Source organism: Streptomyces ficellus (genome assembly GCF_009739905.1).
In the GTDB taxonomy this organism is placed as follows: domain Bacteria; phylum Actinomycetota; class Actinomycetes; order Streptomycetales; family Streptomycetaceae; genus Streptomyces; species Streptomyces ficellus_A.
Map to the genome: position 1 here is coordinate 6,071,593 of NZ_CP034279.1, position 21,562 is coordinate 6,093,154.

Consider the following 21,562-nt stretch of genomic DNA (forward strand, 5'->3'; position numbering starts at 1 on the left):
CGTTGGCACCCCACCCCCGACAAGGCAGTATCACCCCGTGGCCGATCTCCTCACCATCGACGACCCCGACGACCCGCGCCTGCGCGACTACACGGGCCTGACCGACGTCGAACTGCGCCGCAGGCGCGAACCCGCCGAGGGCCTGTTCATCGCCGAGGGCGAGAAGGTCATCCGGCGCGCCAAGCAGGCCGGGTACGAGATGCGGTCGATGCTGCTGTCGGCCAAGTGGGTCGACGTCATGCGCGACGTCATCGACGAGGTCCCGGCGCCCGTGTACGCGGTGACGCCGGACCTCGCCGAACGCGTCACCGGCTACCACGTGCACCGCGGCGCGCTCGCCTCCATGCAGCGCAAGCCGCTGCCCACCGCGGACGACCTGCTCACCGGCGCCCGCCGGGTGGTCGTGATGGAAGGCGTCAACGACCACACCAACATCGGTGCCATCTTCCGCAGCGCCGCAGCCCTCGGCATGGACGCCGTACTGCTGTCGCCCGACTGCGCCGACCCGCTCTACCGCCGGTCGGTGAAGGTCTCGATGGGCGCCGTCTTCTCCGTCCCGTACGCCCGTCTCGACACCTGGCCCCGGGGCCTGGAGACGGTCCGCCAGGCGGGCTTCAGACTCCTCGCCCTGACGCCCGACGAGAAGGCCACCAGCATCGACACGGCGGCCCCGCACCGCCTGGACCGGGTCGCGCTGATGCTGGGCGCCGAAGGCGAAGGCCTCACCACCAAGGCCCTGATGGCGGCCGACGAGTGGGTGCGCATCCCCATGGCCCACGGCGTCGACTCGCTCAACGTGGGCGCGGCCGCAGCAGTGGCGTTCTACGCGGTGGTCACCGGACGCCCGCAGGACTGACCCTGACCGGCCGTCACCCCTGGAGGCCCTGCGCCCCCGCGATGCCCAGCAGCACGATCAGCGTCACCACCACGAAGACGAAGATCCGCTGACGCAGCAGCCGGGGGTTCGCGGGCCGCCGCCCACCCCCAGCCCCGGTACGCACCCCGGGCCTCGACGGCGTCCGGCCGCCACCCGTCCGCGACGACGGCCGCGACGCGCCGCGCGACGCCGGGCCACGCGACGCCTGAGCCCCGCGCGGCGGAGGCGTCCGCCGGTCACCGCCCTGCGTGCTCCGCTCCGTGTAACGCTCCGTCAGCCGCCCCGTGGGCCGGTCGTCCACCGGCCGGGCCGCCGGCCGCGGCGCCGGCGACCGGACGTCCGTCAGCCCCTGCGCCTCACGTGCGGCGATCTCCTTCAGCCGCATGGACAGTTGCAGCGTGCTGGGACGTTCCTCCGGGTCCTTGGCGAGGCACGCCCGTACGAGCGGTGCCAGCGCGTCCGGCACCCCGTGCAGCTGCGGCTCCTCGTGCACCACCCGGTACAGCATCACCTCGGAACTGCCGTGCCCGAAGGGGGAGTCCGCCATCGCCGCGTACGCCAGGGTCGCCCCCAGCGCGAAGACGTCCGTCGCCGGGGTCACCGCAGCGCCCCGCACCTGCTCCGGCGCGAGGAACCCCGGCGAACCCACCGCCGTACCCACGTGCGTGAGCGTCGACGCGCCCGTCGCCCAGGCGATACCGAAGTCGATGATCCGCGGGCCCTTGGGGGACAGGAGGATATTCGACGGCTTCAGGTCCCGGTGGACCACCCCGGCCTCGTGGACCGCGACCAGTCCCTCCGAGAGCGCCGCGCCGATGGCCGCCACGTCGGCCGCCATCAGCGGCCCCTCCTCGGCGACCTTGTCGTGCAGCGAAGGACCGGGCACGTACTGGGTGGCGAACCACGGGCGGTCGGCCTCCAGGTCCGCCGCCACCAGCCGTGCCGTACACCCGCCGCGGATCCGCCGCGCGGCCGACACCTCGCGCGCGAAACGCGACCTGAACTCCTGGTCCTCGGCGAGATCCGGTCGGATCACCTTCAGGGCCACACGCTGCCCGCGCCGGTCGGACCCGAGGTACACGACCCCCATCCCGCCCGCGCCCAGCCGCCGGTGAAGCCTGAATGAGCCGACGACACGCGGGTCCTCGCGCCGGAGCCGCATCATCGCCATGTCCGTCCCCTACCTGCGGTGGGGGAGGCCCCACCCTCGCTGCACCGGTGTCCGTTTGACGTGGCACAGCTTACGTACCCGCGCCCCGGTGCGCTCATAGGCCGCGCCCTCGCGGACCGATCGATTGTCAGTACCGGTCGGGCCCCCGGACCCCCTTGGTGCACCAAATGCCCCGGCGATCAAGGTGGTTGACGTTCCGTCGCGCCGGGCCGCGGAGCCCGGCGGGCCGGACGTGAGTGACGTCACCCGCCCCCCGCCCCCTCCGGGAAGTCCCCCAGACGCCCGGCCCCTTCTCCACCCAGGGGAGTACACCACCCGGCGACGGCTCATCCTCCGGGAGGCCGCACAAAGGGTACGCGGGCATGACGTGCCGGGCGGCCCGCTTCCCTAATGTTGACGTCAAGCGGCGAGTGCGGCACTCGTCCCCCGAGGTCAAGCACTCGCCGCTGCTGGAATTGACGGGAGAGGAACCATGGCGGACACGGCAACACGGACGGTGATCCGCACGCAGGGACGGAAAGCCCACGTCTCGTTCGACGTCCGCCCCTCCGGCCGTCGCCACCCGCTGGTGGCAACGGCGATGGTCCTCCCCCTGGCCGCGCTCCTCGTGGTCGCCTTCGGCGGCTGGGACGCGGTGGTCACACAGGCGTCGTCCGTGGGCGTGATGCTGGGGCGCTGAGCGGCGCCCCGGGCCCGGGAGAGCGGCCCGGGCCAGGGTCATCCGGCCAACAACCCCGTGGGGACGGGGGTGCGGCGGACGGCAGCGGTGGCCGGCAGCTGGGGAGCTGCCGGCCACCGCTTCGTCGTCTCCGGGTGCGGTTGCCTGCCGGTGGGTGGGGGCCGCGGCCCCTCCGGGCTCACCTCCTCGGCGCCGGCGGCCTTGGGTCGCACGTAAAGGAGCCGTCCCGGCGCCGCCAACGCCTGCGGGGGCGACCCTGCACGGCCGCGGCCCGGGTCGTTTTCCGGCTGCGGGCCGCACTGTGTTCGCGTACGGCGGGGAGGGGCCGTGCAGGGTCGCCCCCGCAGGGGATCGGCGGCGAGATACGGCGACAGAAGTAGGTGGGCGCCCCGCCGACCCCGAGGAGGTGAGCCCGGAGGGGCCCCGACCGTACCCACCGGGCGCAACCGACAACCGCTCACGGGCCCGCGTAGGGTCAGGGGCGTGCAGCAGGAGACCGACACCCTCGTACGGGAGCTCGACGCCGTCGCCAGGGGCGCCGTGCCCCACCAGGCCTGCCGGGCCTGCGAATCCGGCCGCGTGCTCGCGGACCGGCCGGACGGCACCGTGGTCCGTCACGGTGACGCCGTGGCGAAGGCGCACGCCCCGGACACCGAGGTCGCCGACCACCGCGCCCGGCTCGCGGTCGCCGCCCACCCGCTGCTCGCCGACATCCTGTTGCCGCCCCTCCCGGTGGCGACCGGCGGGCTGGGCGGACGGCCGGTCAGCGCCTGGCCGTACGGGGCGCCCGTGGACCCCGGCGATCCGGACGCCGCCCCGTGGGAGGAGGCGGCCGCCCTGGTCGCCCGCCTCCACCGCGTACCGCCCGCCGGGCTGCCCGCGCTGCCTCCCATGCGCGGGCCCGCCAAGGCGGCGCGGGCCGTGGCGCGGATGCGGGCGGCCGGGCCGCACGCGGCGGCCGGGCCGGTGCTGGCCGCGTGGGCGCGGCTGCCGGCCTGGGCGCGGGGCGAGGCGCCAGGCCCGGGGGCGGCGGTCTGTCACGGTGACGTGCATCTGGGCCAGCTGGTCCGCCACCCCGCCGACGGTGGCCCGTGGCTGCTGATCGACGTGGACGACCTGGGTGTCGGCGACCCGGCGTGGGACCTGGCCCGCCCGGCCGCCTGGTACGCGGCCGGGCTGCTGGCTCCGGCGGTGTGGGAGCGTTTCCTCGGTGCGTACCGGGCGGCGGGTGGCCCGGCCGTACCGGCCGACGGTGACCCGTGGCCGCGGCTGGACGTGCCGGCGCGTGCGCTGACGGTGCAGACGGCGGCGCTGGCCGTCTCGAAGAGCGCCGCGGAGGACCGGGACTTGGACGAGGTCGAGCTGTGCGTCGTCGACGCTTGTGCCCGAATTGCGACAATCCCGGGGGAGTTGGAGGCCGAGGGCCCGTCGTAGGGTGAGGACATCATCCGTACGGCGAGGAGTTGAGCCGAGCATGCAGTGTCCCAAGTGCCATGCGCCGATGCACACGTACAACCGCAATGGCGTCCAGATCGAGCAGTGCAGCGGCTGCCGGGGGATCTTCCTCGACTACGGCGAGCTGGAGGCCCTGACCCGCCTGGAGTCGCAGTGGGTGCAGCAGGCTCCGCCGGCGCCGCCCGCCCCGCAGGCGTACCCGGCCGCGCCCGCCCAGCACGCCCCCGCCTGGGGTGCCCCGCACCACGGTCACCACGGTCACCACCGTGGCTTCGGGCGGATGCTGTTCTCCTCCTGAGCCGGGGAGTGCACGACGAAGCCCCGGCCGCTTCGGGCGGCCGGGGCTTCGGTGTGTGTGGACGATACTGGGATTGAACCAGTGACCTCTTCCGTGTCAGGGAAGCGCTCTCCCGCTGAGCTAATCGTCCTCGGGGCCATGATCGAGGATCATGGGCACTGCGTGCGCGATACTGGGATTGAACCAGTGACCTCTTCCGTGTCAGGGAAGCGCTCTCCCGCTGAGCTAATCGCGCGGGGGATCCGAAGATCCAGTGGACGATACTGGGATTGAACCAGTGACCTCTTCCGTGTCAGGGAAGCGCTCTCCCGCTGAGCTAATCGTCCTTGGAGGTGGAGACGGGATTTGAACCCGTGTAGACGGCTTTGCAGGCCGTTGCCTCGCCTCTCGGCCACTCCACCAGGAGTGCAGGGGTTCGGGAAGTGATCCCCCACTTCGAGCGGACGACGAGATTCGAACTCGCGACCCTCACCTTGGCAAGGTGATGCTCTACCAACTGAGCCACGTCCGCTTGTCGTTTCCGGTCCGCTTCCGCGTCCCGGCGACGTGTTGAACTCTAGCGGATTCCCGGGCCAGTACAAAAACGCGTTTGCCCAGCGTGCTGCGCTGAGCCCGGTCCGCACCGTCCCGTCGGCCCCGGCCATAGACTCGCACCTGTGCACGACCTCGCTCCTCTGGCCCGCTTCGGCGGCCTCCTCGCAACCGACCTGCGGGATGTCACCAGTGACCCCGAGGCCCTCGACTCGGCCGGCTTCTGGGTGGTCAGCGCGGACTTCGAAGGCCGTCTGACCTGCGCCCGCTTCGGTGACGTGCGCCCCGACCCGGTGCCGGAGCCGGTCCCGGGGGCGTGGCGCGGGCCGGCCGCCGGTGACTGGACGTCCTCGCTCGACCGCGCCGCGTACATCGCGGGGGTGCGGCGGATCCGGGAGCACATCGCGGCCGGCGAGGTGTACCAGGCGAACCTGTGCCGGGTGCTCTCGGCGCCGCTGCCGGACCCGGCCGCCGATGTGGACGCGCTGACGGCGCTGCTGGCGCGTGGCAACCCGGCCCCCTACGCCGGAACGATTCGCCTGCCCGCCCACGGCGTCGAGATCGCCACCGCGTCGCCCGAGCTCTATCTGCGGCGCCAGGGCGCGACCGTGGAGTCCGGCCCGATCAAGGGGACCGGGAGGACCGCCCAGGACCTCCTGGACAAGGACCGGGCCGAGAACGTGATGATCGTCGACCTGGTCCGCAACGACCTGGGGCGGGTCTGCGCCACGGGGTCGGTCACCGTTCCGGCGCTGTGCGCGGTCGAGGCGCACCCGGGACTCGTGCACCTGGTGTCCACCGTGCGTGGCGAGCTGGCGCCGGAGGCGGGCTGGCCGGACCTCCTGGACGCCACCTTCCCGCCCGGTTCGGTCACCGGCGCCCCGAAGTCCAGTGCCCTGAAGATCATCGAGGCGCTGGAGACCGCGCCTCGGGGCCCGTACTGCGGCGGCATCGGCTGGGTCGACGCGGACCGTCGTACCGGGGAGCTGGCCGTCGGCATACGCACCTTCTGGATCGACCGCGCGGACGGCGGGGGCGTGCTGCGCTTCGGCACCGGCGCGGGCATCACCTGGGGCTCCGACCCGGAGCGCGAGTGGGACGAGACCGAGCTGAAGGCCGCCCGGCTGCTCGCGGTAGCGTCGGGAACGTACGAGGCGAGCGGAAGGACCATCGGGACATGAAGCTGTGGGTCAACGGCGGGCTGCACGACGCGGAGGGCGCCCTGGTCTCCGTACTGGATCACGGCCTGACCGTGGGCGACGGCGTCTTCGAGACGATCAAGGCGGTCGAGGGCCGGCCCTTCGCGCTGGAGCCGCACCTGGACCGGCTCACCCGCTCCGCGCGCGGCCTCGGGCTGCCCGAGCCGGACCTCGACGAGATCCGCCGCGCCTGCGCCGCCGTCCTGGAGGCCAACCCGATGCCGCTGGGCCGGCTGCGGATCACGTACACCGGTGGTGTCTCCCCGCTCGGCTCCGACCGCGGCGACGCCGGTCCGACCGTCGTCGTGGCGCTCGGCCCGACGAAGCGCCGGCCGGACACCACCGCCGTGATCACCGTTCCCTGGGTCCGCAACGAGCGCAGCGCCCTGACCGGGCTGAAGACCACGTCGTACGCGGAGAACGTCGTCGCCCTGGCGAGGGCGGGCGAACAGGGCGCGAGCGAGGCGCTGTTCGGCAACACGGTGGGGCGGCTCTGCGAGGGCACCGGCTCGAACGTGTTCGTCGTCCTGGACGGTCAGCTGCACACCCCGCCGCTCGCGTCGGGCTGCCTGGCGGGGATCACCCGGGCCCTGACCGTGGAGTGGACCGGAGCCCATGAGACGGATCTGCCGCTGGACGTCCTGGAGCGGGCGGACGAGGTCTTCCTGACGTCCACGCTCCGCGACGTCCAGGCGGTGCACCGGGTCGACGGGCGCGAGCTGCCCGGCGCGCCCGGCCCGGTCACGGCCAAGGCCATGCGGATCTTCGCGGAGCGCGCGGCCCAGATGTGAGCACCGGGCCGCGGGGTGGGTAGAACAGTGGCGATGACCACCACTCTGCGGCCGGCCGGGCCGCTCCAGCAGAGCCCCGACGGCGCCCGATCGCGCGTCTACGACGTCTGTGTGAACAGCCGTCGCGTGGGCGCCGTCGAGCTCGGCACCCTGGCCGGGCCGGGGCGGCCGACCGGGGTGATCCGGTCGCTCGGCATCGACGCGCCGGACCGCCGGCGCGGCCGTGGCACCGTGGCGGCGCTGGCCGCCGAGGAGGTGCTGCGCGGCTGGGGCTGCGGCCAGGTCACCGTCACGGTGCCGGCCGGGGCGGCGGTCGCGCGGCGGATGGCGACGGCCCTGGGGTACAGCGAGCGCAGCCGCAGCATGGCCAAGGACGTCGCCGGACCGCCCGCCGGGGTGCCCGGGGAGGTGGAGGTCCGGGCGATGACGGAGGAGGAGTTCCGGGAGTGGGAGGCCGGGGCCACGGACCGGTTCGCGCGCGGCTGGGCCGAGCGCGGGATGCCGGTGGAGCAGGCCCGGGCGAAGGCCGAGGCGAGCCACCGCGAGTACCTGGCCGAGGGGCTGGCCACCGAGGGCGTCGCGTTCCACGTCGCCGTGCGGGACGGCGCGGTCGCCGGTCATCTGTGGACCGGCCGGACGGAGCTGCCCACCGGCGAGCGGGCCGCGTACGTGTACGACATCCAGGTCGCCGAGGACCAGCGGGGCAGGGGGTACGGGCGGGTCCTGATGCTGTTCGCCGAGCGGATCGCCCTGGAGGCGGGGGAGCGGCGGATCGGGCTGCACGTGTTCACCGACAACACCCCGGCCGTCCGGCTCTACGAGTCGCTCGGTTACCGGACGACCCGCGTGCACAGCTTCAAGCCGCTGCTGTGAGGGGCGTCAGAGGAGGCCGCCCGGGTCGGCCAGGAGGCGGTCGGCGATCTCCTCGATGCGCTCGCGCAGCCCTTCCTGGCTCTTGCCGCCGTCGAGGCGCCGGCCGTCGATCACGTAGGTCGGCGTGCCGGTGACGCCGATGGCCTTGCCCTCGGCCTGGTCGGCGTCCACGATCAGCAGGTGCCGGCCGTCGATGAGAGCGGTGTCGAACTCGTCGGCGTCCAGGCCGAGTCGGCGTGCGGTATCGATCAGCACCGGTTCGCCGTCCGCCGCCAGTTCCCGGGTCCTGGCCAGCAGCGCCTCCGCGTACGCGCGGCCCTGGCCCTGCGTGATGGCCTCCTCGGCGGCCTGCGCGGCGGCGTAGGCGTGCTTGTTCTTCTCCAGCGGGAAGTGCCGCAGCCGGATCTCCAGCCGGTCCCCGTACCGGGCGCGCAGTGCGTGGATGTCCTCCAGGGCGGCGTGGCAGTCGGGGCACTGGAGGTCGCACCAGACGTCGAGGACGGGGGGCGTGGCGGTGCGGTCGGTGGTGGAGTCAGTCATGCGCCCAGTCTTCCAGCAGGACGGATGGCGCCCCAACTGGGACCTGGGGAGGAGGCGGGCCCCGGAGATGTCCCGGAGATCCTTCCCGGACCGGCCGGCGCCATGGCCTCCGCGTGGTCGCACGGTGCAGGATGGAAGGGACGTATCGCCCCCGCGCCCGCCTGGAGGACCGGATGCTTGCCGAGACGATTTGCTCCGCCGTGTCCGCGGCCGGGCTGGGGATTGCGGCGATCACCGCGTACCGCAGGCGGTTCCTGGCCGCCGCCCGGATCGCGGCCTACGCGCTGGTGCCGGTCGGTCTGGTGATGACCGGCGCGGTGGAGTGGCTGGCCGAGACCGCGTTCAGCCCGCTGGCGTGGGCCGGTTTCGGTGTGCTGGGCGTCGCCTGGGTGCTGTTCATGACGACGCGGGCGGTGGAGCGCCGTCGTGGTGGGGCCGCCCGCGTGGAGCGCGGAACCCGCAAGGAGCGCAAGCGGGGCGGTCAGGGGCCCCAGGCGGTCGAGCCTGCCGCGTCGGCGCCCTCGCCGGGGTCCGGCCGGCCTGCCACGGCCAAGCCCGCCGAGGACTTCAGTGACATCGAGGCGATCCTGAAGAAGCACGGCATCTGAGGCGACGCACGGCGTCCGGGGCGCCCGCGCGGCCCTTTACCACGTGGCGCCGGATGGCGCGAACTCCCTTGCCGATCATCGGCGTTCGCCGTTCACGGAGTGCTCGGCTGCGCCATGATCGGCACCGAGATGCTCGAGACCTCGCGGGAGTCGTCCCCCGCCACCACCGATGCCCCCGAACCGGCCTTCGAGGAGCGGCGCGGATGCCTCTTCGCCCTCTCCCAGCCGCCACTGATGATCTTCCTGGCGGTGATCGGCTGTCTGCTGCTGATGGCGGCCGTGCACGATCTGTTCGTGCTGTGAGCGCGCCCTGACGGGCCGGCTCAGCCGGCCGCCGACTCCTTGCGGCGCGCCCGGTAGGCCGCCACGTGGAGCCGGTTACCGCAGGTACGGCTGTCGCAGTAGCGGCGCGACCGGTTCCGGGACAGGTCGACGAAGGCCCGCCCGCAGTCGGGCGCCTCGCAGTGCCGCAGCCGGTCGCGCTCGCCGGCGACCACGATGAACGCCAGCGCCATGCCGCAGTCCGCGGCCAGGTGGTCGGCCACCGAGGCGCCCGGCGCGAAGTAGTGCACGTGCCAGTCGTAGCCGTCGTGGTCGGTCAGCTGGGGCGTGGTGCCCGCGGCGGCCACGAGCTGGTTGATCAGCTCGGACGCGGTGCGGGTGTCGGGGGCCGCGAAGACGTCGGTGAATCGTTTTCGTACGTCGCGTACGGCCCGCAGGTCCTGCTCGCCGAGGTCACCGACCCCGCTGATGTCGTGGCTCCGCACGAAGGCGTACAGCGCGCTCACGTCCCCGAGGCCGTCACCGCGCCCGCCTTCCGGCGCGGTGTTCATCAGATCGACGACGGTGTCGAGCGCGATCCGGGTGTCGTGGGGGATCAGCACGATTCGCTCCCTGGCCTGTCGCGGGCGGGCGCCCGCCGGATGTGCGCCGACTCTAGCGGCTCGCTCCGGCCGGGCCGGGGTGGTGTCCGCGGGAGCGGGGGCCGGGGGCGGCCGGAAACGCACCGGCGCCGTCACCGCGGTGGCTTCCGCGGTGACGGCGCCGGTACTCGCCGTATCCGGCCGGTCACGGCCGTGGGAGCTCTCCGCGCGGCGCCGTCGCCCCGAGTCGGACGGCGCCGTGCGGCTCTCGGCCTGGCCTCAGCTTTCGGCCAGGATGTGCGAGAGCTCCGTGTCGAGGTCGAAGTGACGGTGTTCGGTGCCGGGGGGCACCGCGGCGTCGGTCCGCTTCAGGAACGACTCCAGGGCCCGCGCCGGGGCCTCGAGCAGGGCTTCGCCCTCCGGGGAGCTCAGCGCGATGCAGACGACGCCCTGACCGTGGCTGCGGGACGGCCAGACTCTGACGTCGCCGGTGCCCGTCGGGCGGTGGAGCCCTTCGGCGAGAAGGTCGCGGGCGAAGACCCACTCGACCGTCTCCTCGGCTCCGGTGTGGAAGGTGGCGTGCACGGCATAGGGATCGGCCGTGTCATACCGCAGGCCCGCCGGTACAGGCAGTGAGGACTCGCTGGATACAACGAGGCGCAGGTGCAGCTCGCAGCTGACCGTGGTGTTCATAAGCGCCAGGGCCTTTCGCTCAGTGTGCGCTCGGGGATTCGCACGTCGGCGAAATCGACATGCCACCTACGGTGCCGTTGTAAACCCCTCTGTCTGTTTTGTGGCCCTTGAGGTACCTCGTATGGCGGTGTGCAAGCGGACGTTATGCGTCCATTCCGGTACCCCGGTCACGTCAGGTAGGTTGGGCGTCATGAATGCGGAGAGTGACGAGCGGCGCAGGGTCACCCCACCGGTGACCACGGCGCCCGCGACGGGGGACGTGACGGAAGAGGTGGCCGCCGAACCACCCCTCGGTTCGCGGGCGCCCGACTTCATCAAGGCGCGCAGGACACTCCATGTCAGCTGGCAGGTCGGCGTCTTCGTCGTCGGCCTCGCGGTCGTGGCCGCGGGTGCCGCGATGCTGGTCCTGCCGGGGCCCGGCTGGGTCGTGATCTTCGGCGGCATGGCGATCTGGGCGACCGAGTTCGTGTGGGCGCAGCTGGTGCTGCGCTGGACGAAGCGGAAGGTGACGGAGGCCGCGCAGCGGGCACTCGACCCGAAGGTGCGGCGGCGCAACATCATCCTCACCACCGTCGGCCTCGTGATCGTCGCCGCGCTGGCCGCGGTCTACCTGTGGAAGTACGGGCTCACGCTGCCCTGGAACATCGCCCGCCAATGACCGGCGCGAGCCGCCGGAGGTGGTCGGGGGCACCCGCTGACATGCGGTAATGTTTGCGGTGCGCCCGGGCGATTAGCTCAGTGGGAGAGCGCTTCGTTCACACCGAAGAGGTCACTGGTTCGAACCCAGTATCGCCCACCACCCGGACCGAAGGCCCCGGAGACGATGTCTCCGGGGCCTTCGGCGTATCCCGCTCAGCCCATCCGGCCCAGGGTGTCGCGCAGCCGCCGGGCGTCGCGCAGCCGCTGCTCGTACGTGGCGCCCACCGCGAGCAGCAGCAGACCGGCCAGCGCAGGCGGCAGCCAGCGGGGCAGGGCGCCGACCGCCTGAGCCACGTACGGCGCCAGCTCGTGCAGCGCGACCAGGGCCAGGACCGCCCCGCCCAGCAGCAGCGGCGCCTGCAGCCGCAGCCGGGCGCCCGCGAGGGTGACGGCGAGCGCGACCAGCCCGAGCAGCAGCGGGCGCGGCCAGCCGGTGTCGCCCCACGCCGCGAACAGGCTCGGCAGCAGGGCGGCCGCCAGCCCCGGGCCGTACGCCGTCCACGACGACGCCTCCGGGTCGCGGCGGGCGCGCAGCACGCCCACCGCCAGCGCGGGCACCGCGACCGGCAGGGCGTACGCCTCCGGGGCGGATACCCCCGACGCGGCCAGCCGCACCCACGCCGCCGCCACGAACAGTGCCGTCGCCGCGTACCCGGCCGCGGGGCGCCGCTCGGAACGTACCGCCGTCGCCGCGGCCACGACGCCGCCGAGGCCCAGCACCAGGGCCAGGACCGCCGGGCGGGCGGACGCGAGCCCGACCGCCAGCGCCCCCGCCGCGGTGCCCGCCAGCTCGACCGGCACGGCGACCGGGTGGCGCCGCAGCCCCGACCCCACCGCCGCCGTCACGACCGGCACCGCCAGCAGCGCCACGCCCGTCAGGTGCGCCGGCAGCTCCACCGCCGCCGCGACGGCGCCCACCAGGCCGGTGCCCGCCACCACGGCCGCGCACGCCGAGACCGTCCGGCGCGGACCCGCACCCAGGACCGCCGCGCCCGCCAGGAGCCCCGTCAGCGAGCCCAGCACGACGACCGCCGCCGTCTCCGTGCGCCACGCCCCGGCCGCGACGACCACCGCGCCCAGCAGCGCCCCGCCGAGCGCGACCCCGCCGAGCGGACCCTCCGCCTCACGGTCCCCGGACAGGCGGGCGGCGGCCGCCGACGGGCGTACCGCCAGGGCCAGGAACCCGGCCGTCAGCACGAGCTGCGCCCCCAGCGTCGCCGCGTGCGGCAGGGCCAGCGCCTCCGGCAGGGCCATGCCCGCCGCCCAGGCCAGGGCCAGCGTCCCGCAGCGCGCCTCCAGCGACGGCAGGCACGCGAGCACCCCGGCGACCGTCACCGGCACGACCGCCACCGCCCACGGCAGACCCGGCCGGACGCCCGTCACCGCGGCCGCCACCAGGGGCAGTGCCCACGCCAGGGCCAGCGCCTGCGCTCCCGCGGAAGCACCCGCCAGGCCGCGCCCCACCGCACGCGGCACCCCGCCGCGGACCGCGACCGCGGCGACCGCCACGGCGACGAGCAGGTACACGGGCGCCGTCCACGACCCCGGCAGCACCTCCCGCAGCAGCCCGCCGCCACCGGCGACCGCGAGCAGCCCCGCCACGGCCGCCCACGTGACGGCCCAGGCCTGCGACCCCGTGCCGACGCGCCACGCCCCGTACAGCGCGGGCGCCGCAGCCGCCAGGAGCAGCGCGGCCGGTCCGGCCCCGCCCGGCGCCACCGACAGCCAGCCCGCGACCAGCACCGCCCAGCCGCCCGACACGCAGGCCGTCACGCACGCCACCACCCGCAGTCCGGCACCCGGCCGTGCCCGCAGCGCCCCCAGCACGTCGAGCGAGGCCGTCACCAGCAGCGCCCAGCCCACCGTCAGCGCACCCGTGTCCGACGCCAGCGCCCAGAGGGGCAACGGCAGTTGCGCCGCCACCACCGCCACCGGCCGCGGAACCCGCAGCCCGCGGGCGACCGCCCCGTACACCGCCCACAGCGCCGCCAGCACCGCAGAAGCGCCCGCCGCGTACCCGAGCGCTCCGGTGTCCGGGGCCGCCACCCGGTGGACCGCGTACGCGTCCAGCACCGTCAGCAGCAGGCCCAGGGACGCGACCGACTCCGCCGTCGACGCCAGGCGCCGGCGCAGCAGCACCACCGGCGCGGCCAGTGCGCCGGCCGTCACCGTGAAGAGCACCGCCGAGCGGCCTCCGATGCCCAGGTGGCCCCAGCTGACCAGGGTGAAGGCGACCGCGGCGACCGCCAGCAGCACACCGCCCAGCGTCAGCAGCACGTTCTGCGCGCTGCGCGGCGGGGCGTCCTTGGCAGGCGCCGCCCCCGGGCGCGCTGGGGCGGCCGGGGCGTTCAGCACGCTCAGCAGCCACGCCCTGCGGGCCAGCAGGTGACTTCTCCGGGCGTCGAGCAGCGCCAGTTCACGGTTGATGATCACCAGCTCCTCGGCCGGTGGCGGCACAGTGTTCATGAGCGGAGTGTGTCCCGGGCCACACGGCACGGCATGAGCGCGGGTACTCAGCCGCGCATGAGTACGCGCCGGGCGCGCAGACTTCGGACATGAACTGGTGCCACTACCGTTTCCGCAGCGTCTGGGACCTGCCCGCCGCGCCGGACACCGTCTACGCCGTCCTGGAGCGGCCCGACGCGTACCCCTCCTGGTGGCCACAGGTGCGCGAGGCGACCCGGACCGACGAGCGCTCCGGCACCGCGCGCATCCGGTCCTTCCTCCCGTACGACCTCGTCGTCACCCTCACCGAGCGGCGCCGGGACCCGGTCGCGCACGTCCTGGAGACCGCGCTCGCCGGTGACGTCGAGGGGTGGGCCCGGTGGACGCTCACCGCACCGGAGGCCGGCCGTACACGAGCCGTCTACGAGCAGGAGGTCGACGTCCAACGGCCGCTGCTGCGCCGCCTCGCGCTGCCCGCCCGTCCCCTCTTCACCGCCAACCACGCGCTGATGATGCGGGCGGGGCGCCGGGGGCTGGTCGCGCACCTGGATACGGTTTGAAGGAACCGGGACCGGACCTGTATGGTTCAGTGCGTTCCCGGGCGATTAGCTCAGTGGGAGAGCGCTTCGTTCACACCGAAGAGGTCACTGGTTCGAACCCAGTATCGCCCACCGGGAAAGGCCGGTCCGTCACCACGGACCGGCCTTCGCGTTTCCCGCCGGGCCCGCCCGCCGGGTTCAGGCGGCCGCGGCCGGTACCTCGGGTCGCAGTGGCCACGCCGGATCCACCGCCTCCTCCGAACCGTTGCGCGCGAACCACGCCTGGAGACCCCGCGCCTGGGCCGCGTGCCACACCGCCTGCAGGGTGTGCAGCTCCGCCGGCGACAGCCTCTCCATGCGGGCCGCGAACCGGCGCCCCACCGCCCGTACGACCTCCAGGGCCGCGGTCGCGTCCGCCGCCGCGTCGTGCGCGCCGTCCAGCGCCACCTCGTACTGGGCGCACAGGTCCGTCAGGGTGCGACGTCCCTTGCGGTACCGGTCCAGGTGCTTGTCCAGCACCCGCGGGTCCAGCACGCACAACGGGACGTTCTGCAGGTACCGCGACAGCGACGAGGCGCGGTGCCGCCGCAGTTCGCGGTCGAGCAGCGTCAGGTCGAACGGCGCGTTCATCACCACCAGCGGCCGGCCCGCCGCGCAGTGCTCGGCCAGCTGCCGCGCTATCTCCTCCACCACGGGTGAGGGCCAGCGGCCGTTGCGCTGAAGGTGATCGTCCGTCAGCCCGTGCACCTCGGTCGCCGCGCGCGGCACCGGTATGCCCGGATTGACCAGCCAGCGGGTGGACCGGACCCGTCCGCCCGCCGCGTCCTGGACGACGACGGCGGCCGAAACGATCCGGTCCCGTTCGACGTCAACTCCTGTGGTCTCCGTGTCGAATGCGGCCAGGGGCCCCTCGTACCAGAGCGTCATACCCCGAACTCCTCGCGCGTGCCCGGCAGATGGCGTGATCCCCCTGCCCGGAACGGTGATACCCGCGCCGTTTGCCCCGTACGCAACGTGGTGACAACACAGGTGAGGGACAGTCGAACTGACTCCCCGTCGCCGGCCGGAAGGCATGAGGAGCCATGGCGCTCACGCAGCCCGAACCCGGTGGGCTGCTGCCCGAGCGGATCGCACCGCTGCGGGGCGCGCTCGCCACCACCGCCTGCATGGAGACCCTTCAGGTGGGCTACCTCCACGCGGTCGCGGCCGCCGCCGGGTGCTCGCTCTCCCAGCCCTTTCCGGACAACGGCATCGACTGGCACGTCAGCCACAGCGCCCCCGCGCACACCGTGGACGACGAGGTCACCATCAAGGTGCAGCTCAAGTGCACCTATCAGATCCCGCCCCCGGCCGCGCGGCCCGAGTTCTCCTTCACCCTCGACAACGACCACCTGGTGAAGCTGGCCCGCACCCCGGTCTCGGTGCACAAGATCCTGGTCGTGATGATCGTCCCCCGGACCCGGGAGGACTGGCTGCGCGCCGGACACGACCGTCTCGACCTGCGGCACTGCTGCTACTGGACCAACCTCGCGGGCCACCCGGTCACCGGCAGGCGCCGCACCACCGTGCGCATACCTACCCATCGGATATTCGACGACCGGGCGCTCTGCGAGATCATGACCCGGGTCGGGGCGGGAGGAAGACCCTGATGCACCGGCCGATCGACGAGCCCATGCGGCCGCACCCCACGACCTCGCCGGACCCCCTGGGACCCGGCGCCTCCGTCGACCCCGCACAGGTCGACCCCCGCGTCCTCGGCGCGCTGCTCGACCGGCACGGCTGGCGCCGCCGCGGCGGGGCGCCCGGCCGCTACAGCCGCTGGACCCCGCCCGGCCCCGGAGCGGGACCGGGTGCCACCAGCCTCCTGGTCCCGGAAAACCGCGCCTTCCCCGACTGCGAGGACCTCCTGGGCGAGGCCCTCACCGCGCTCTCCCGCAGCGCCGCGCCCTCCGCGCGCGAGGTCCTCACCGGCCTGACCGTGCCCAGCGACGAGGTCCGCTGGTGGCGGGACGTCCCCCAGAGCCCCTCCGGCACCGTCTCCTGGGCCGTGCAGGAGCAGCTGCGCTCCGCCGCCCGGCAGGTCCTGCTGGCCGGAGCGCTCGCGGTGCGGGGCCGGGCCGGCTACCACGGCGCCCGGCACCGCCGGCAGGCGCAGGCCTCGCTGGAGGGCGTCCTGGTGGGCAGCGCGCAGGGCGGGCGCGGCCTGACCGCGTTCGTGCCGGTCGAACCGGGCCGGGCGGTCACCGCGCGGCTCTACCACGCGCTGTACGCGACCCGCGAGGCCGTCGACTACCAGCGGGCGACGGGCAGGCCGGAGGCGTTCGACTCGGCCGTCGGGGCGGGCGTGAGCCGTGAGCTGACCGAGGCGCTCGTCTCCCTCGTACGCGGCACCGAGGGCGCCAGGATCGCCCTGGCGTGGGCGCCCGCCGCCGGGGTGCCGGAGGGGTGCGCGGCCCGGCCGGAGCCCGTCGAGTTCTCGCCCGGTGACCTGCCCGCGCTGCGCGAGGCGGGCGCCCGCTACCTCCAGGACGAGCCGTCCGTGCCGGTGCGGATCACCGGGACGGTGGTGCGGATGCGCCGGTCGGGACCGCGCGGTGCGGGCACGGTGCGGCTGAGGGTGCTGGCGGGCGCCGAGGTGCCGCACGTCCGGGTGGCGCTGGACGAGGAGTCGTACCGTACGGCCGGGCACGCGCACCTGGTCGGGCTGCCCGTGCGGGTGGCGGGCCGGCTGGAGAGCCGGGGCGGGTTCCGGCGGCTGACGGACGCCTCCGGGGTCGTACCCGTGCAGGTCGACGAGGCGGAGCGGGACCGGCTGATGAAGTCCCTCCACGAGAACCTGGGCTTCTTCGGGGAGGCGTGCGGGCCGGGCGACTGAGGCCGGGGGAGGGGAAACCGTTTCGCGGGCGGGCCGGGCGGCTCGGTACCATCTCCTATTGCCCGAGCAAGAGGTTTTGGGTACCCCTTCAGTCAGGAGAGACCGGTGTCAGACGTCCGTGTGATCATCCAACGCGATTCCGAGCGGGAAGAGCGCGTGGTGACGCCGGGCACTACGGCCGCCGACCTCTTCGCCGGTGAGCGCACCGTCGTGGCCGCCCGGGTCGCGGACGAGCTGAAGGACCTCGCGTACGAGATCAAGGACGGCGAGACCGTCGAGCCGGTCGAGATCTCCTCCGAGGACGGCTTGAACATCCTGCGGCACTCCACCGCGCACGTCATGGCGCAGGCCGTGCAGGAGCTGTTCCCCGAGGCCAAGCTGGGCATCGGCCCGCCGGTCAAGGACGGCTTCTACTATGACTTCGACGTCGAGCGCCCCTTCACTCCCGATGACCTCAAGGCCATCGAGAAGAAGATGCAGGAGATCCAGAAGCGCGGCCAGCGCTTCTCCCGCCGCGTGGTCAGCGACGAGGCCGCCCGCGAGGAGCTGGCGGGCGAGCCGTACAAGCTGGAGCTCATCGGCATCAAGGGATCCGCGTCCAGCGACGACGGCGCGGACGTCGAGGTGGGCGGCGGCGAGCTGACCATCTACGACAACCTCGACGCCAAGACCGGTGAGCTGTGCTGGAAGGACCTCTGCCGCGGCCCGCACCTGCCCACCACCCGGAACATCCCGGCGTTCAAGCTGATGCGCAACGCCGCCGCGTACTGGCGGGGCAGCGAGAAGAACCCGATGCTCCAGCGCATCTACGGCACCGCGTGGCCGTCGAAGGACGAGCTGAAGGCCCACCTGGACTTCCTCGCCGAGGCCGAGAAGCGCGACCACCGCCGCCTCGGCAGCGAGCTGGACCTCTTCTCCATCCCGGACCAGATCGGCTCCGGCCTCGCCGTCTTCCACCCCCGAGGCGGCATCATCCGCCGGGTCATGGAGGACTACTCGCGGCGCCGCCACGAGGAAGAGGGGTACGAGTTCGTCTACACCCCGCACGCCACCAAGGGCAAGCTCTTCGAGACCTCGGGCCACCTGGACTGGTACGCCGACGGCATGTACCCGCCCATGCAGCTCGACGAGGGCGTGGACTACTACCTCAAGCCCATGAACTGCCCGATGCACAACCTGGTCTTCGACGCGCGCGGCCGCTCCTACCGCGAGCTGCCGCTGCGCCTGTTCGAGTTCGGGACGGTGTACCGGTACGAGAAGTCCGGCGTCGTGCACGGCCTGACCCGCGCCCGTGGCTTCACCCAGGACGACGCGCACATCTACTGCACCAAGGAGCAGATGGCGGAGGAGCTCGACAAGACGCTCACCTTCGTCCTGAACCTGCTGCGCGACTACGGCCTGAACGACTTCTACCTGGAGCTGTCCACCAAGGACCCCGAGAAGTTCGTCGGCTCGGACGAGATCTGGGAGGAGGCCACCGAGACCCTGCGCCAGGTGGCCGAGAAGCAGGGCCTTCCCCTGACCCCGGACCCGGGCGGCGCCGCCTTCTACGGCCCGAAGATCTCCGTCCAGGCCAAGGACGCCATCGGCCGGACCTGGCAGATGTCGACCGTCCAGCTCGACTTCAACCTGCCGGAGCGGTTCAACCTGGAGTACACCGCGCCGGACGGCTCCCGCCAGCGGCCGGTCATGATCCACCGCGCCCTGTTCGGCTCCATCGAGCGCTTCTTCGCGGTCCTGCTGGAGCACTACGCGGGCGCCATGCCGCCGTGGCTGGCCCCGGTCCAGGCGGTCGGCATCCCGATCGGCGACGCGCACGTGGGGTACCTCCAGGAGTTCGCCGCCGAGGCGAAGAAGAAGGGCCTGCGTGTCGAGGTGGACGCCTCATCGGACCGGATGCAGAAGAAGATCCGCAACCACCAGAAGCTGAAGGTGCCCTTCATGATCATCGTCGGTGACGACGACATGAACGCCGGCACGGTCTCCTTCCGCTACCGGGACGGTTCGCAGGAGAACGGCATCCCGCGCGACGAGGCCCTCGCCAAGCTCGCCGACGTGGTGGAGCGCCGCGTACAGGTCTGACGCACGTCGCCCAGGGGCGGTCCCGGTTCCCGGGGCCGCCCCTCGGTTCACGCTCCACCGGCGGCGAATATGCTGGCTCGCATGACGACTGAGCCGGAGCAGCAGATCGGAGTCGGGACGCCTGACGCGTTCCAGCGCCTGTGGACGCCCCACCGGATGGCGTACATCCAGGGGGAGAACAAGCCGACCGGTCCCGGCGCCGGCGACGGCTGCCCGTTCTGCACCCTCCCGGCCAAGTCCGACGAGGACGGGCTGATCGTCGCCAGGGGCGAGAGCGTGTACGCGGTGCTCAACCTGTACCCGTACAACGGCGGCCACCTCATGGTCGTCCCGTTCCGGCACGTGGCCGACTACACGGAGCTGGACGACGCCGAGACCGCCGAGCTGGCGCTGCTGACCAAGCAGGCGATGACCGCGCTGCGGGCCGCCTCCGGGGCGCACGGCTTCAACATCGGCATGAACCAGGGCGCGTCGGCGGGCGCCGGCATCGCCGCCCACCTGCACCAGCACATCGTTCCCCGCTGGGGCGGCGACACCAACTTCATGCCGGTCGTCGGCCACACCAAGGTGCTGCCGCAGCTCCTCGGCGACACCCGGCGGATGCTCGCCGAGGCGTGGCCCGCGGCGTCCGCCTGATCACGCGTCGTACGAGTCCGCCTTCTTCGGCATCGGGTCCTGGACGAAACCGCTCAGGACCATCGACCGGTTGCTGAAGCGCTCGGTGTCCACGCCGTGCTCGTCGAGCATCTTGATCGTCGCGGCGTGCACCGCCCGCATCACCGGGGTGGCCGCGCGGATGGCGTCGTCGGCCATGAAACGGTGACGCCAGGGCTGTGACGCCCAGGCGTGCCGCAGGCCGAACGGCTCGGGCAGGACCAGCTTGCCGCCCAGGAAGTCCAGCACCGGCGGGAACCAGGTCAGGGGCGCCCGCACGGCCAGCCGGACGACCTCGTCGTTGTCGATCAGCGGCAGTTCGATCTCCCGCGTCTCCCAGAACCGGACGGTCTTGGAGACCACCTTCTTCTTGGGCTCGGGCTTCGTCGTGAACAGCCCGTGCACGGGCCCGAGGGCGTGCCCCGTGACCTCGATGCGCAGCGTGTGCAGCAGCGCCGTGACGGTCACCATCATGGTGAGCACCAGCTGGCCGTCCCACAGGACGAACTGCACGCCCAGGTAGTGGCGGTTGCCCTTGCCGAACTGGTTCTCGTTGCAGACGCGCTGTATCTCGTGCGGCTTGACCTGGTACGCGACGATGTCCTCGCCCTCCGGCCGGGCGACCTCCTTCGCGCCCTCGCCGACGGGGGTGACGATCCAGTGGTTGACGGACGGCTTGGGGAAGCCGGTCTTGAGCGTGCCGCGCTCCAGCAGCTTCAGCTCGTCGTGGATGGGGCGGATGACGTCCCAGGTGCGGAAGGCGTGGATCTCCTTGCCCTCCTTGGGAACGAGCTCCTCGGCCAGGTGCCAGCTGCCCCAGCGGGTGCCCATGCCGAGGACGCCCTTGGGCCCGGCGTAGAAGACGACGTTCGAGCGCTGCTCCGCGGTGAGCTTCTCCAGCTGCTGGCGCAGCTCCTCGGCGGCCGTCTCGTTGGGGTCGTGCGGCACCGCCTCGGGGATCTTCGGACCCATGCCGCCGCCCCCGCTGAGCAGCGAGTCCCAGCGGGCGCGCAGGTCCTTCGCGGTCGACTCGCAGACCCGTTTGGCCAGGAACCAGCCGAGGACCGGCGCGACGAACATCGCGCGGAGGTAGAGCGCCAGGAAGCCGGTGAAGGGCAGCTTGAACAGGAAGAGGAGGGCCAGGATGCCGACCCCGACCAGCAGCAGGGCGCCCAGCGCCCCGGACCGCTTGCCGGAGGCGCCGCCGGCCAGGGTGCGCCGCAGCTGGAAGGCGGTCAGCCACACCAGCATGCCGGGCAGGAACAGCACACCGAACACGACGGTGATGAGGGTGAGCCGCTTGTCGCGCTGCTTGCGGATGTTGGTGGCGGCCAGACAGTGCTCGACGACCGGCTGGGGCTCGGTGCCGAAGGACTGGATGAGCGGTTTGCGGGCGCCGCCGAGCATCCGGACCTGCACGGCGCGGGAGAACGCCTCACCGAGGGTCGGCTTGAAGAGCGAGAACTTGCCCTTGGTGACGCTCGACTCGTGCCACTCGTTGTTGGCCTTGAGGATCTCCTCGACCTCGACGTTCTCCCGGTACGCGGCGGATGCCAGCGCGTGCGTCGCCACGGTCTGCCCGTCCGAGCCCTGGAGCGGGACCTGTGCCCCGGGGCCGAAACTGTCCATTGTCACTTTCGCCGCCCCCATCGCCGCGTGTGTCCGCACTGCGGTCTGTTCCCAACCCCTC

22 protein-coding genes and 7 tRNA genes are annotated in these 21,562 nt (G+C 73.1%); 17 read left to right on the forward strand and 12 right to left on the reverse strand.

Annotation, left to right across the window (positions count from 1 at the left end; genetic code table 11):
* Window positions 1-37: 37 nt before the first annotated feature.
* Window positions 38-856 (forward strand): TrmH family RNA methyltransferase, encoded by an 819-nt coding sequence (locus tag EIZ62_RS27215; RefSeq protein WP_156695315.1) that lies wholly within the window; start codon window positions 38-40, stop codon window positions 854-856.
* Window positions 857-869: 13 nt separating this feature from the next.
* On the opposite strand, the gene EIZ62_RS27220 is transcribed toward EIZ62_RS27215, so the two are convergent.
* Window positions 870-2,048 (reverse strand): protein kinase domain-containing protein, encoded by a 1,179-nt coding sequence (locus tag EIZ62_RS27220; protein WP_156695316.1) that lies wholly within the window; start codon window positions 2,046-2,048, stop codon window positions 870-872.
* A 472-nt stretch (window positions 2,049-2,520) separates the two neighbouring features.
* Here EIZ62_RS27220 and EIZ62_RS27225 point away from each other — a divergent pair, with 472 nt between their 5' ends.
* The 3 genes from EIZ62_RS27225 (at window position 2,521) to EIZ62_RS27235 (ending at window position 4,480) form a co-directional block, all read left to right on the forward strand.
* Window positions 2,521-2,727: a hypothetical protein gene (locus EIZ62_RS27225; protein WP_156695317.1), complete on the forward strand. Its 207-nt coding sequence runs from the start codon at window positions 2,521-2,523 to the stop codon at window positions 2,725-2,727.
* Window positions 2,728-3,210: 483 nt separating this feature from the next.
* Window positions 3,211-4,161 carry a phosphotransferase family protein gene (locus tag EIZ62_RS27230; RefSeq protein ID WP_425281852.1) on the forward strand — a complete coding sequence of 317 codons (951 nt, stop codon included), beginning with the start codon at window positions 3,211-3,213 and terminating at the stop codon, window positions 4,159-4,161.
* A 40-nt stretch (window positions 4,162-4,201) separates the two neighbouring features.
* Window positions 4,202-4,480 carry a TFIIB-type zinc ribbon-containing protein gene (locus EIZ62_RS27235; protein WP_156695318.1) on the forward strand — a complete coding sequence of 93 codons (279 nt, stop codon included), beginning with the start codon at window positions 4,202-4,204 and terminating at the stop codon, window positions 4,478-4,480.
* A 58-nt stretch (window positions 4,481-4,538) separates the two neighbouring features.
* Here EIZ62_RS27235 and EIZ62_RS27240 read toward each other — a convergent pair.
* The 5 genes from EIZ62_RS27240 to EIZ62_RS27260 form a co-directional block, all read right to left on the reverse strand.
* Window positions 4,539-4,610 (reverse strand) — tRNA-Val (locus tag EIZ62_RS27240).
* 33 nt (window positions 4,611-4,643) lie between these two features.
* A tRNA-Val gene (locus tag EIZ62_RS27245) sits at window positions 4,644-4,715 on the reverse strand.
* Window positions 4,716-4,734: 19 nt separating this feature from the next.
* Window positions 4,735-4,806, reverse strand: a tRNA-Val gene (locus EIZ62_RS27250).
* Between the two features lies 1 nt (window position 4,807).
* Window positions 4,808-4,881 (reverse strand) — tRNA-Cys (locus tag EIZ62_RS27255).
* A gap of 37 nt (window positions 4,882-4,918) precedes the next feature.
* Window positions 4,919-4,991, reverse strand: a tRNA-Gly gene (locus tag EIZ62_RS27260).
* 145 nt (window positions 4,992-5,136) lie between these two features.
* Here EIZ62_RS27260 and EIZ62_RS27265 point away from each other — a divergent pair.
* From EIZ62_RS27265 to EIZ62_RS27275, 3 genes are read left to right on the forward strand one after another with little or no spacing between them, the layout of a single operon-like run.
* Entirely contained in the window at window positions 5,137-6,192 is a 1,056-nt protein-coding gene (locus EIZ62_RS27265; protein WP_156695319.1) for a chorismate-binding protein, read from the forward strand.
* Entirely contained in the window at window positions 6,189-7,001 is an 813-nt protein-coding gene (locus EIZ62_RS27270; RefSeq protein WP_156695320.1) for an aminotransferase class IV, read from the forward strand. The genes EIZ62_RS27265 and EIZ62_RS27270 overlap by 4 nt, the downstream gene beginning before the upstream one ends.
* Window positions 7,002-7,034: 33 nt before the next feature.
* Window positions 7,035-7,874, forward strand: coding sequence for a GNAT family N-acetyltransferase (locus tag EIZ62_RS27275; protein ID WP_156695321.1), 840 nt, complete (start codon window positions 7,035-7,037; stop codon window positions 7,872-7,874).
* A gap of 6 nt (window positions 7,875-7,880) precedes the next feature.
* Here EIZ62_RS27275 and EIZ62_RS27280 read toward each other — a convergent pair whose 3' ends face one another.
* Window positions 7,881-8,414, reverse strand: a complete 534-nt coding sequence (locus EIZ62_RS27280) for a DsbA family protein (RefSeq protein ID WP_156695322.1) — start codon at window positions 8,412-8,414, stop codon at window positions 7,881-7,883.
* Between the two features lie 173 nt (window positions 8,415-8,587).
* On the opposite strand from EIZ62_RS27280, the gene EIZ62_RS27285 reads away from it, so the two are divergent.
* On the forward strand, window positions 8,588-9,022 hold the full coding sequence (locus tag EIZ62_RS27285; protein WP_156695323.1) for a hypothetical protein: 435 nt from the start codon (window positions 8,588-8,590) through the stop codon (window positions 9,020-9,022).
* A 114-nt stretch (window positions 9,023-9,136) separates the two neighbouring features.
* A complete protein-coding gene (locus EIZ62_RS27290; RefSeq protein WP_156695324.1) occupies window positions 9,137-9,325 on the forward strand; it encodes a hypothetical protein in 189 nt (62 codons plus the stop codon).
* A gap of 20 nt (window positions 9,326-9,345) precedes the next feature.
* On the opposite strand, the gene EIZ62_RS27295 is transcribed toward EIZ62_RS27290, so the two are convergent.
* Both EIZ62_RS27295 and EIZ62_RS27300 read right to left on the reverse strand, forming a co-directional pair.
* Window positions 9,346-9,906, reverse strand: coding sequence for a CGNR zinc finger domain-containing protein (locus EIZ62_RS27295; protein ID WP_156695325.1), 561 nt, complete (start codon window positions 9,904-9,906; stop codon window positions 9,346-9,348).
* 258 nt (window positions 9,907-10,164) lie between these two features.
* A complete protein-coding gene (locus EIZ62_RS27300) occupies window positions 10,165-10,578 on the reverse strand; it encodes an SsgA family sporulation/cell division regulator (RefSeq protein WP_003959770.1) in 414 nt (137 codons plus the stop codon).
* Window positions 10,579-10,768: 190 nt separating this feature from the next.
* On the opposite strand from EIZ62_RS27300, the gene EIZ62_RS27305 reads away from it, so the two are divergent.
* A complete protein-coding gene (locus EIZ62_RS27305; protein WP_156695326.1) occupies window positions 10,769-11,236 on the forward strand; it encodes a TIGR02611 family protein in 468 nt (155 codons plus the stop codon).
* 66 nt (window positions 11,237-11,302) lie between these two features.
* Window positions 11,303-11,377, forward strand: a tRNA-Val gene (locus tag EIZ62_RS27310).
* A 53-nt stretch (window positions 11,378-11,430) separates the two neighbouring features.
* On the opposite strand, the gene EIZ62_RS27315 is transcribed toward EIZ62_RS27310, so the two are convergent.
* Window positions 11,431-13,743 carry an SCO7613 C-terminal domain-containing membrane protein gene (locus EIZ62_RS27315; protein WP_156695327.1) on the reverse strand — a complete coding sequence of 771 codons (2,313 nt, stop codon included), beginning with the start codon at window positions 13,741-13,743 and terminating at the stop codon, window positions 11,431-11,433.
* A gap of 89 nt (window positions 13,744-13,832) precedes the next feature.
* On the opposite strand from EIZ62_RS27315, the gene EIZ62_RS27320 reads away from it, so the two are divergent.
* Window positions 13,833-14,282: an SRPBCC family protein gene (locus tag EIZ62_RS27320; protein ID WP_156695328.1), complete on the forward strand. Its 450-nt coding sequence runs from the start codon at window positions 13,833-13,835 to the stop codon at window positions 14,280-14,282.
* 39 nt (window positions 14,283-14,321) lie between these two features.
* Window positions 14,322-14,393: transfer RNA gene (locus tag EIZ62_RS27325), tRNA-Val, on the forward strand.
* A gap of 66 nt (window positions 14,394-14,459) precedes the next feature.
* On the opposite strand, the gene EIZ62_RS27330 is transcribed toward EIZ62_RS27325, so the two are convergent.
* Window positions 14,460-15,188, reverse strand: a complete 729-nt coding sequence (locus EIZ62_RS27330; protein WP_156695329.1) for a 3'-5' exonuclease — start codon at window positions 15,186-15,188, stop codon at window positions 14,460-14,462.
* Between the two features lie 155 nt (window positions 15,189-15,343).
* Here EIZ62_RS27330 and EIZ62_RS27335 point away from each other — a divergent pair, with 155 nt between their 5' ends.
* From EIZ62_RS27335 to EIZ62_RS27350, 4 genes are all read left to right on the forward strand, one after another.
* The gene (locus tag EIZ62_RS27335) at window positions 15,344-15,910 is read left to right on the forward strand and encodes a DUF4365 domain-containing protein (protein ID WP_156695330.1); all 567 of its coding nucleotides are present in this window, start codon (window positions 15,344-15,346) and stop codon (window positions 15,908-15,910) included.
* Window positions 15,910-17,136 carry a hypothetical protein gene (locus EIZ62_RS27340; RefSeq protein ID WP_425281853.1) on the forward strand — a complete coding sequence of 409 codons (1,227 nt, stop codon included), beginning with the start codon at window positions 15,910-15,912 and terminating at the stop codon, window positions 17,134-17,136. The genes EIZ62_RS27335 and EIZ62_RS27340 overlap by 1 nt, the downstream gene beginning before the upstream one ends.
* Before the next feature lie 105 nt (window positions 17,137-17,241).
* Entirely contained in the window at window positions 17,242-19,218 is a 1,977-nt protein-coding gene (thrS, locus tag EIZ62_RS27345) for a threonine--tRNA ligase (protein ID WP_156695331.1), read from the forward strand.
* A 69-nt stretch (window positions 19,219-19,287) separates the two neighbouring features.
* A complete protein-coding gene (locus tag EIZ62_RS27350) occupies window positions 19,288-19,854 on the forward strand; it encodes an HIT family protein (RefSeq protein WP_156695332.1) in 567 nt (188 codons plus the stop codon).
* Here the strand turns inward: EIZ62_RS27350 and EIZ62_RS27355 are convergent, their stop codons facing one another.
* The gene (locus EIZ62_RS27355) at window positions 19,855-21,501 is read right to left on the reverse strand and encodes a hypothetical protein (RefSeq protein ID WP_156696628.1); all 1,647 of its coding nucleotides are present in this window, start codon (window positions 21,499-21,501) and stop codon (window positions 19,855-19,857) included. It lies immediately after the preceding gene.
* Window positions 21,502-21,562 lie beyond the last annotated feature (61 nt).

Coding starts and splice junctions, on each gene's coding strand:
- EIZ62_RS27355 (WP_156696628.1), bottom strand. CDS start 21,501: ATGGACAGTTTCGGCCCCGGGGCACAGGTCCCGCTCCAGGGCTCGGAC.
- EIZ62_RS27305 (WP_156695326.1), top strand. CDS start 10,769: ATGAATGCGGAGAGTGACGAGCGGCGCAGGGTCACCCCACCGGTGACC.
- EIZ62_RS27270 (WP_156695320.1), top strand. CDS start 6,189: ATGAAGCTGTGGGTCAACGGCGGGCTGCACGACGCGGAGGGCGCCCTG.
- EIZ62_RS27340 (WP_425281853.1), top strand. CDS start 15,910: ATGCACCGGCCGATCGACGAGCCCATGCGGCCGCACCCCACGACCTCG.
- EIZ62_RS27290 (WP_156695324.1), top strand. CDS start 9,137: ATGATCGGCACCGAGATGCTCGAGACCTCGCGGGAGTCGTCCCCCGCC.
- EIZ62_RS27315 (WP_156695327.1), bottom strand. CDS start 13,743: ATGAACACTGTGCCGCCACCGGCCGAGGAGCTGGTGATCATCAACCGT.
- EIZ62_RS27285 (WP_156695323.1), top strand. CDS start 8,588: ATGCTTGCCGAGACGATTTGCTCCGCCGTGTCCGCGGCCGGGCTGGGG.
- EIZ62_RS27320 (WP_156695328.1), top strand. CDS start 13,833: ATGAACTGGTGCCACTACCGTTTCCGCAGCGTCTGGGACCTGCCCGCC.
- EIZ62_RS27350 (WP_156695332.1), top strand. CDS start 19,288: ATGCTGGCTCGCATGACGACTGAGCCGGAGCAGCAGATCGGAGTCGGG.
- EIZ62_RS27235 (WP_156695318.1), top strand. CDS start 4,202: ATGCAGTGTCCCAAGTGCCATGCGCCGATGCACACGTACAACCGCAAT.
- EIZ62_RS27330 (WP_156695329.1), bottom strand. CDS start 15,188: ATGACGCTCTGGTACGAGGGGCCCCTGGCCGCATTCGACACGGAGACC.
- EIZ62_RS27275 (WP_156695321.1), top strand. CDS start 7,035: ATGACCACCACTCTGCGGCCGGCCGGGCCGCTCCAGCAGAGCCCCGAC.
- EIZ62_RS27300 (WP_003959770.1), bottom strand. CDS start 10,578: ATGAACACCACGGTCAGCTGCGAGCTGCACCTGCGCCTCGTTGTATCC.
- EIZ62_RS27280 (WP_156695322.1), bottom strand. CDS start 8,414: ATGACTGACTCCACCACCGACCGCACCGCCACGCCCCCCGTCCTCGAC.
- EIZ62_RS27225 (WP_156695317.1), top strand. CDS start 2,521: ATGGCGGACACGGCAACACGGACGGTGATCCGCACGCAGGGACGGAAA.
- EIZ62_RS27335 (WP_156695330.1), top strand. CDS start 15,344: ATGGCGCTCACGCAGCCCGAACCCGGTGGGCTGCTGCCCGAGCGGATC.
- EIZ62_RS27220 (WP_156695316.1), bottom strand. CDS start 2,048: ATGGCGATGATGCGGCTCCGGCGCGAGGACCCGCGTGTCGTCGGCTCA.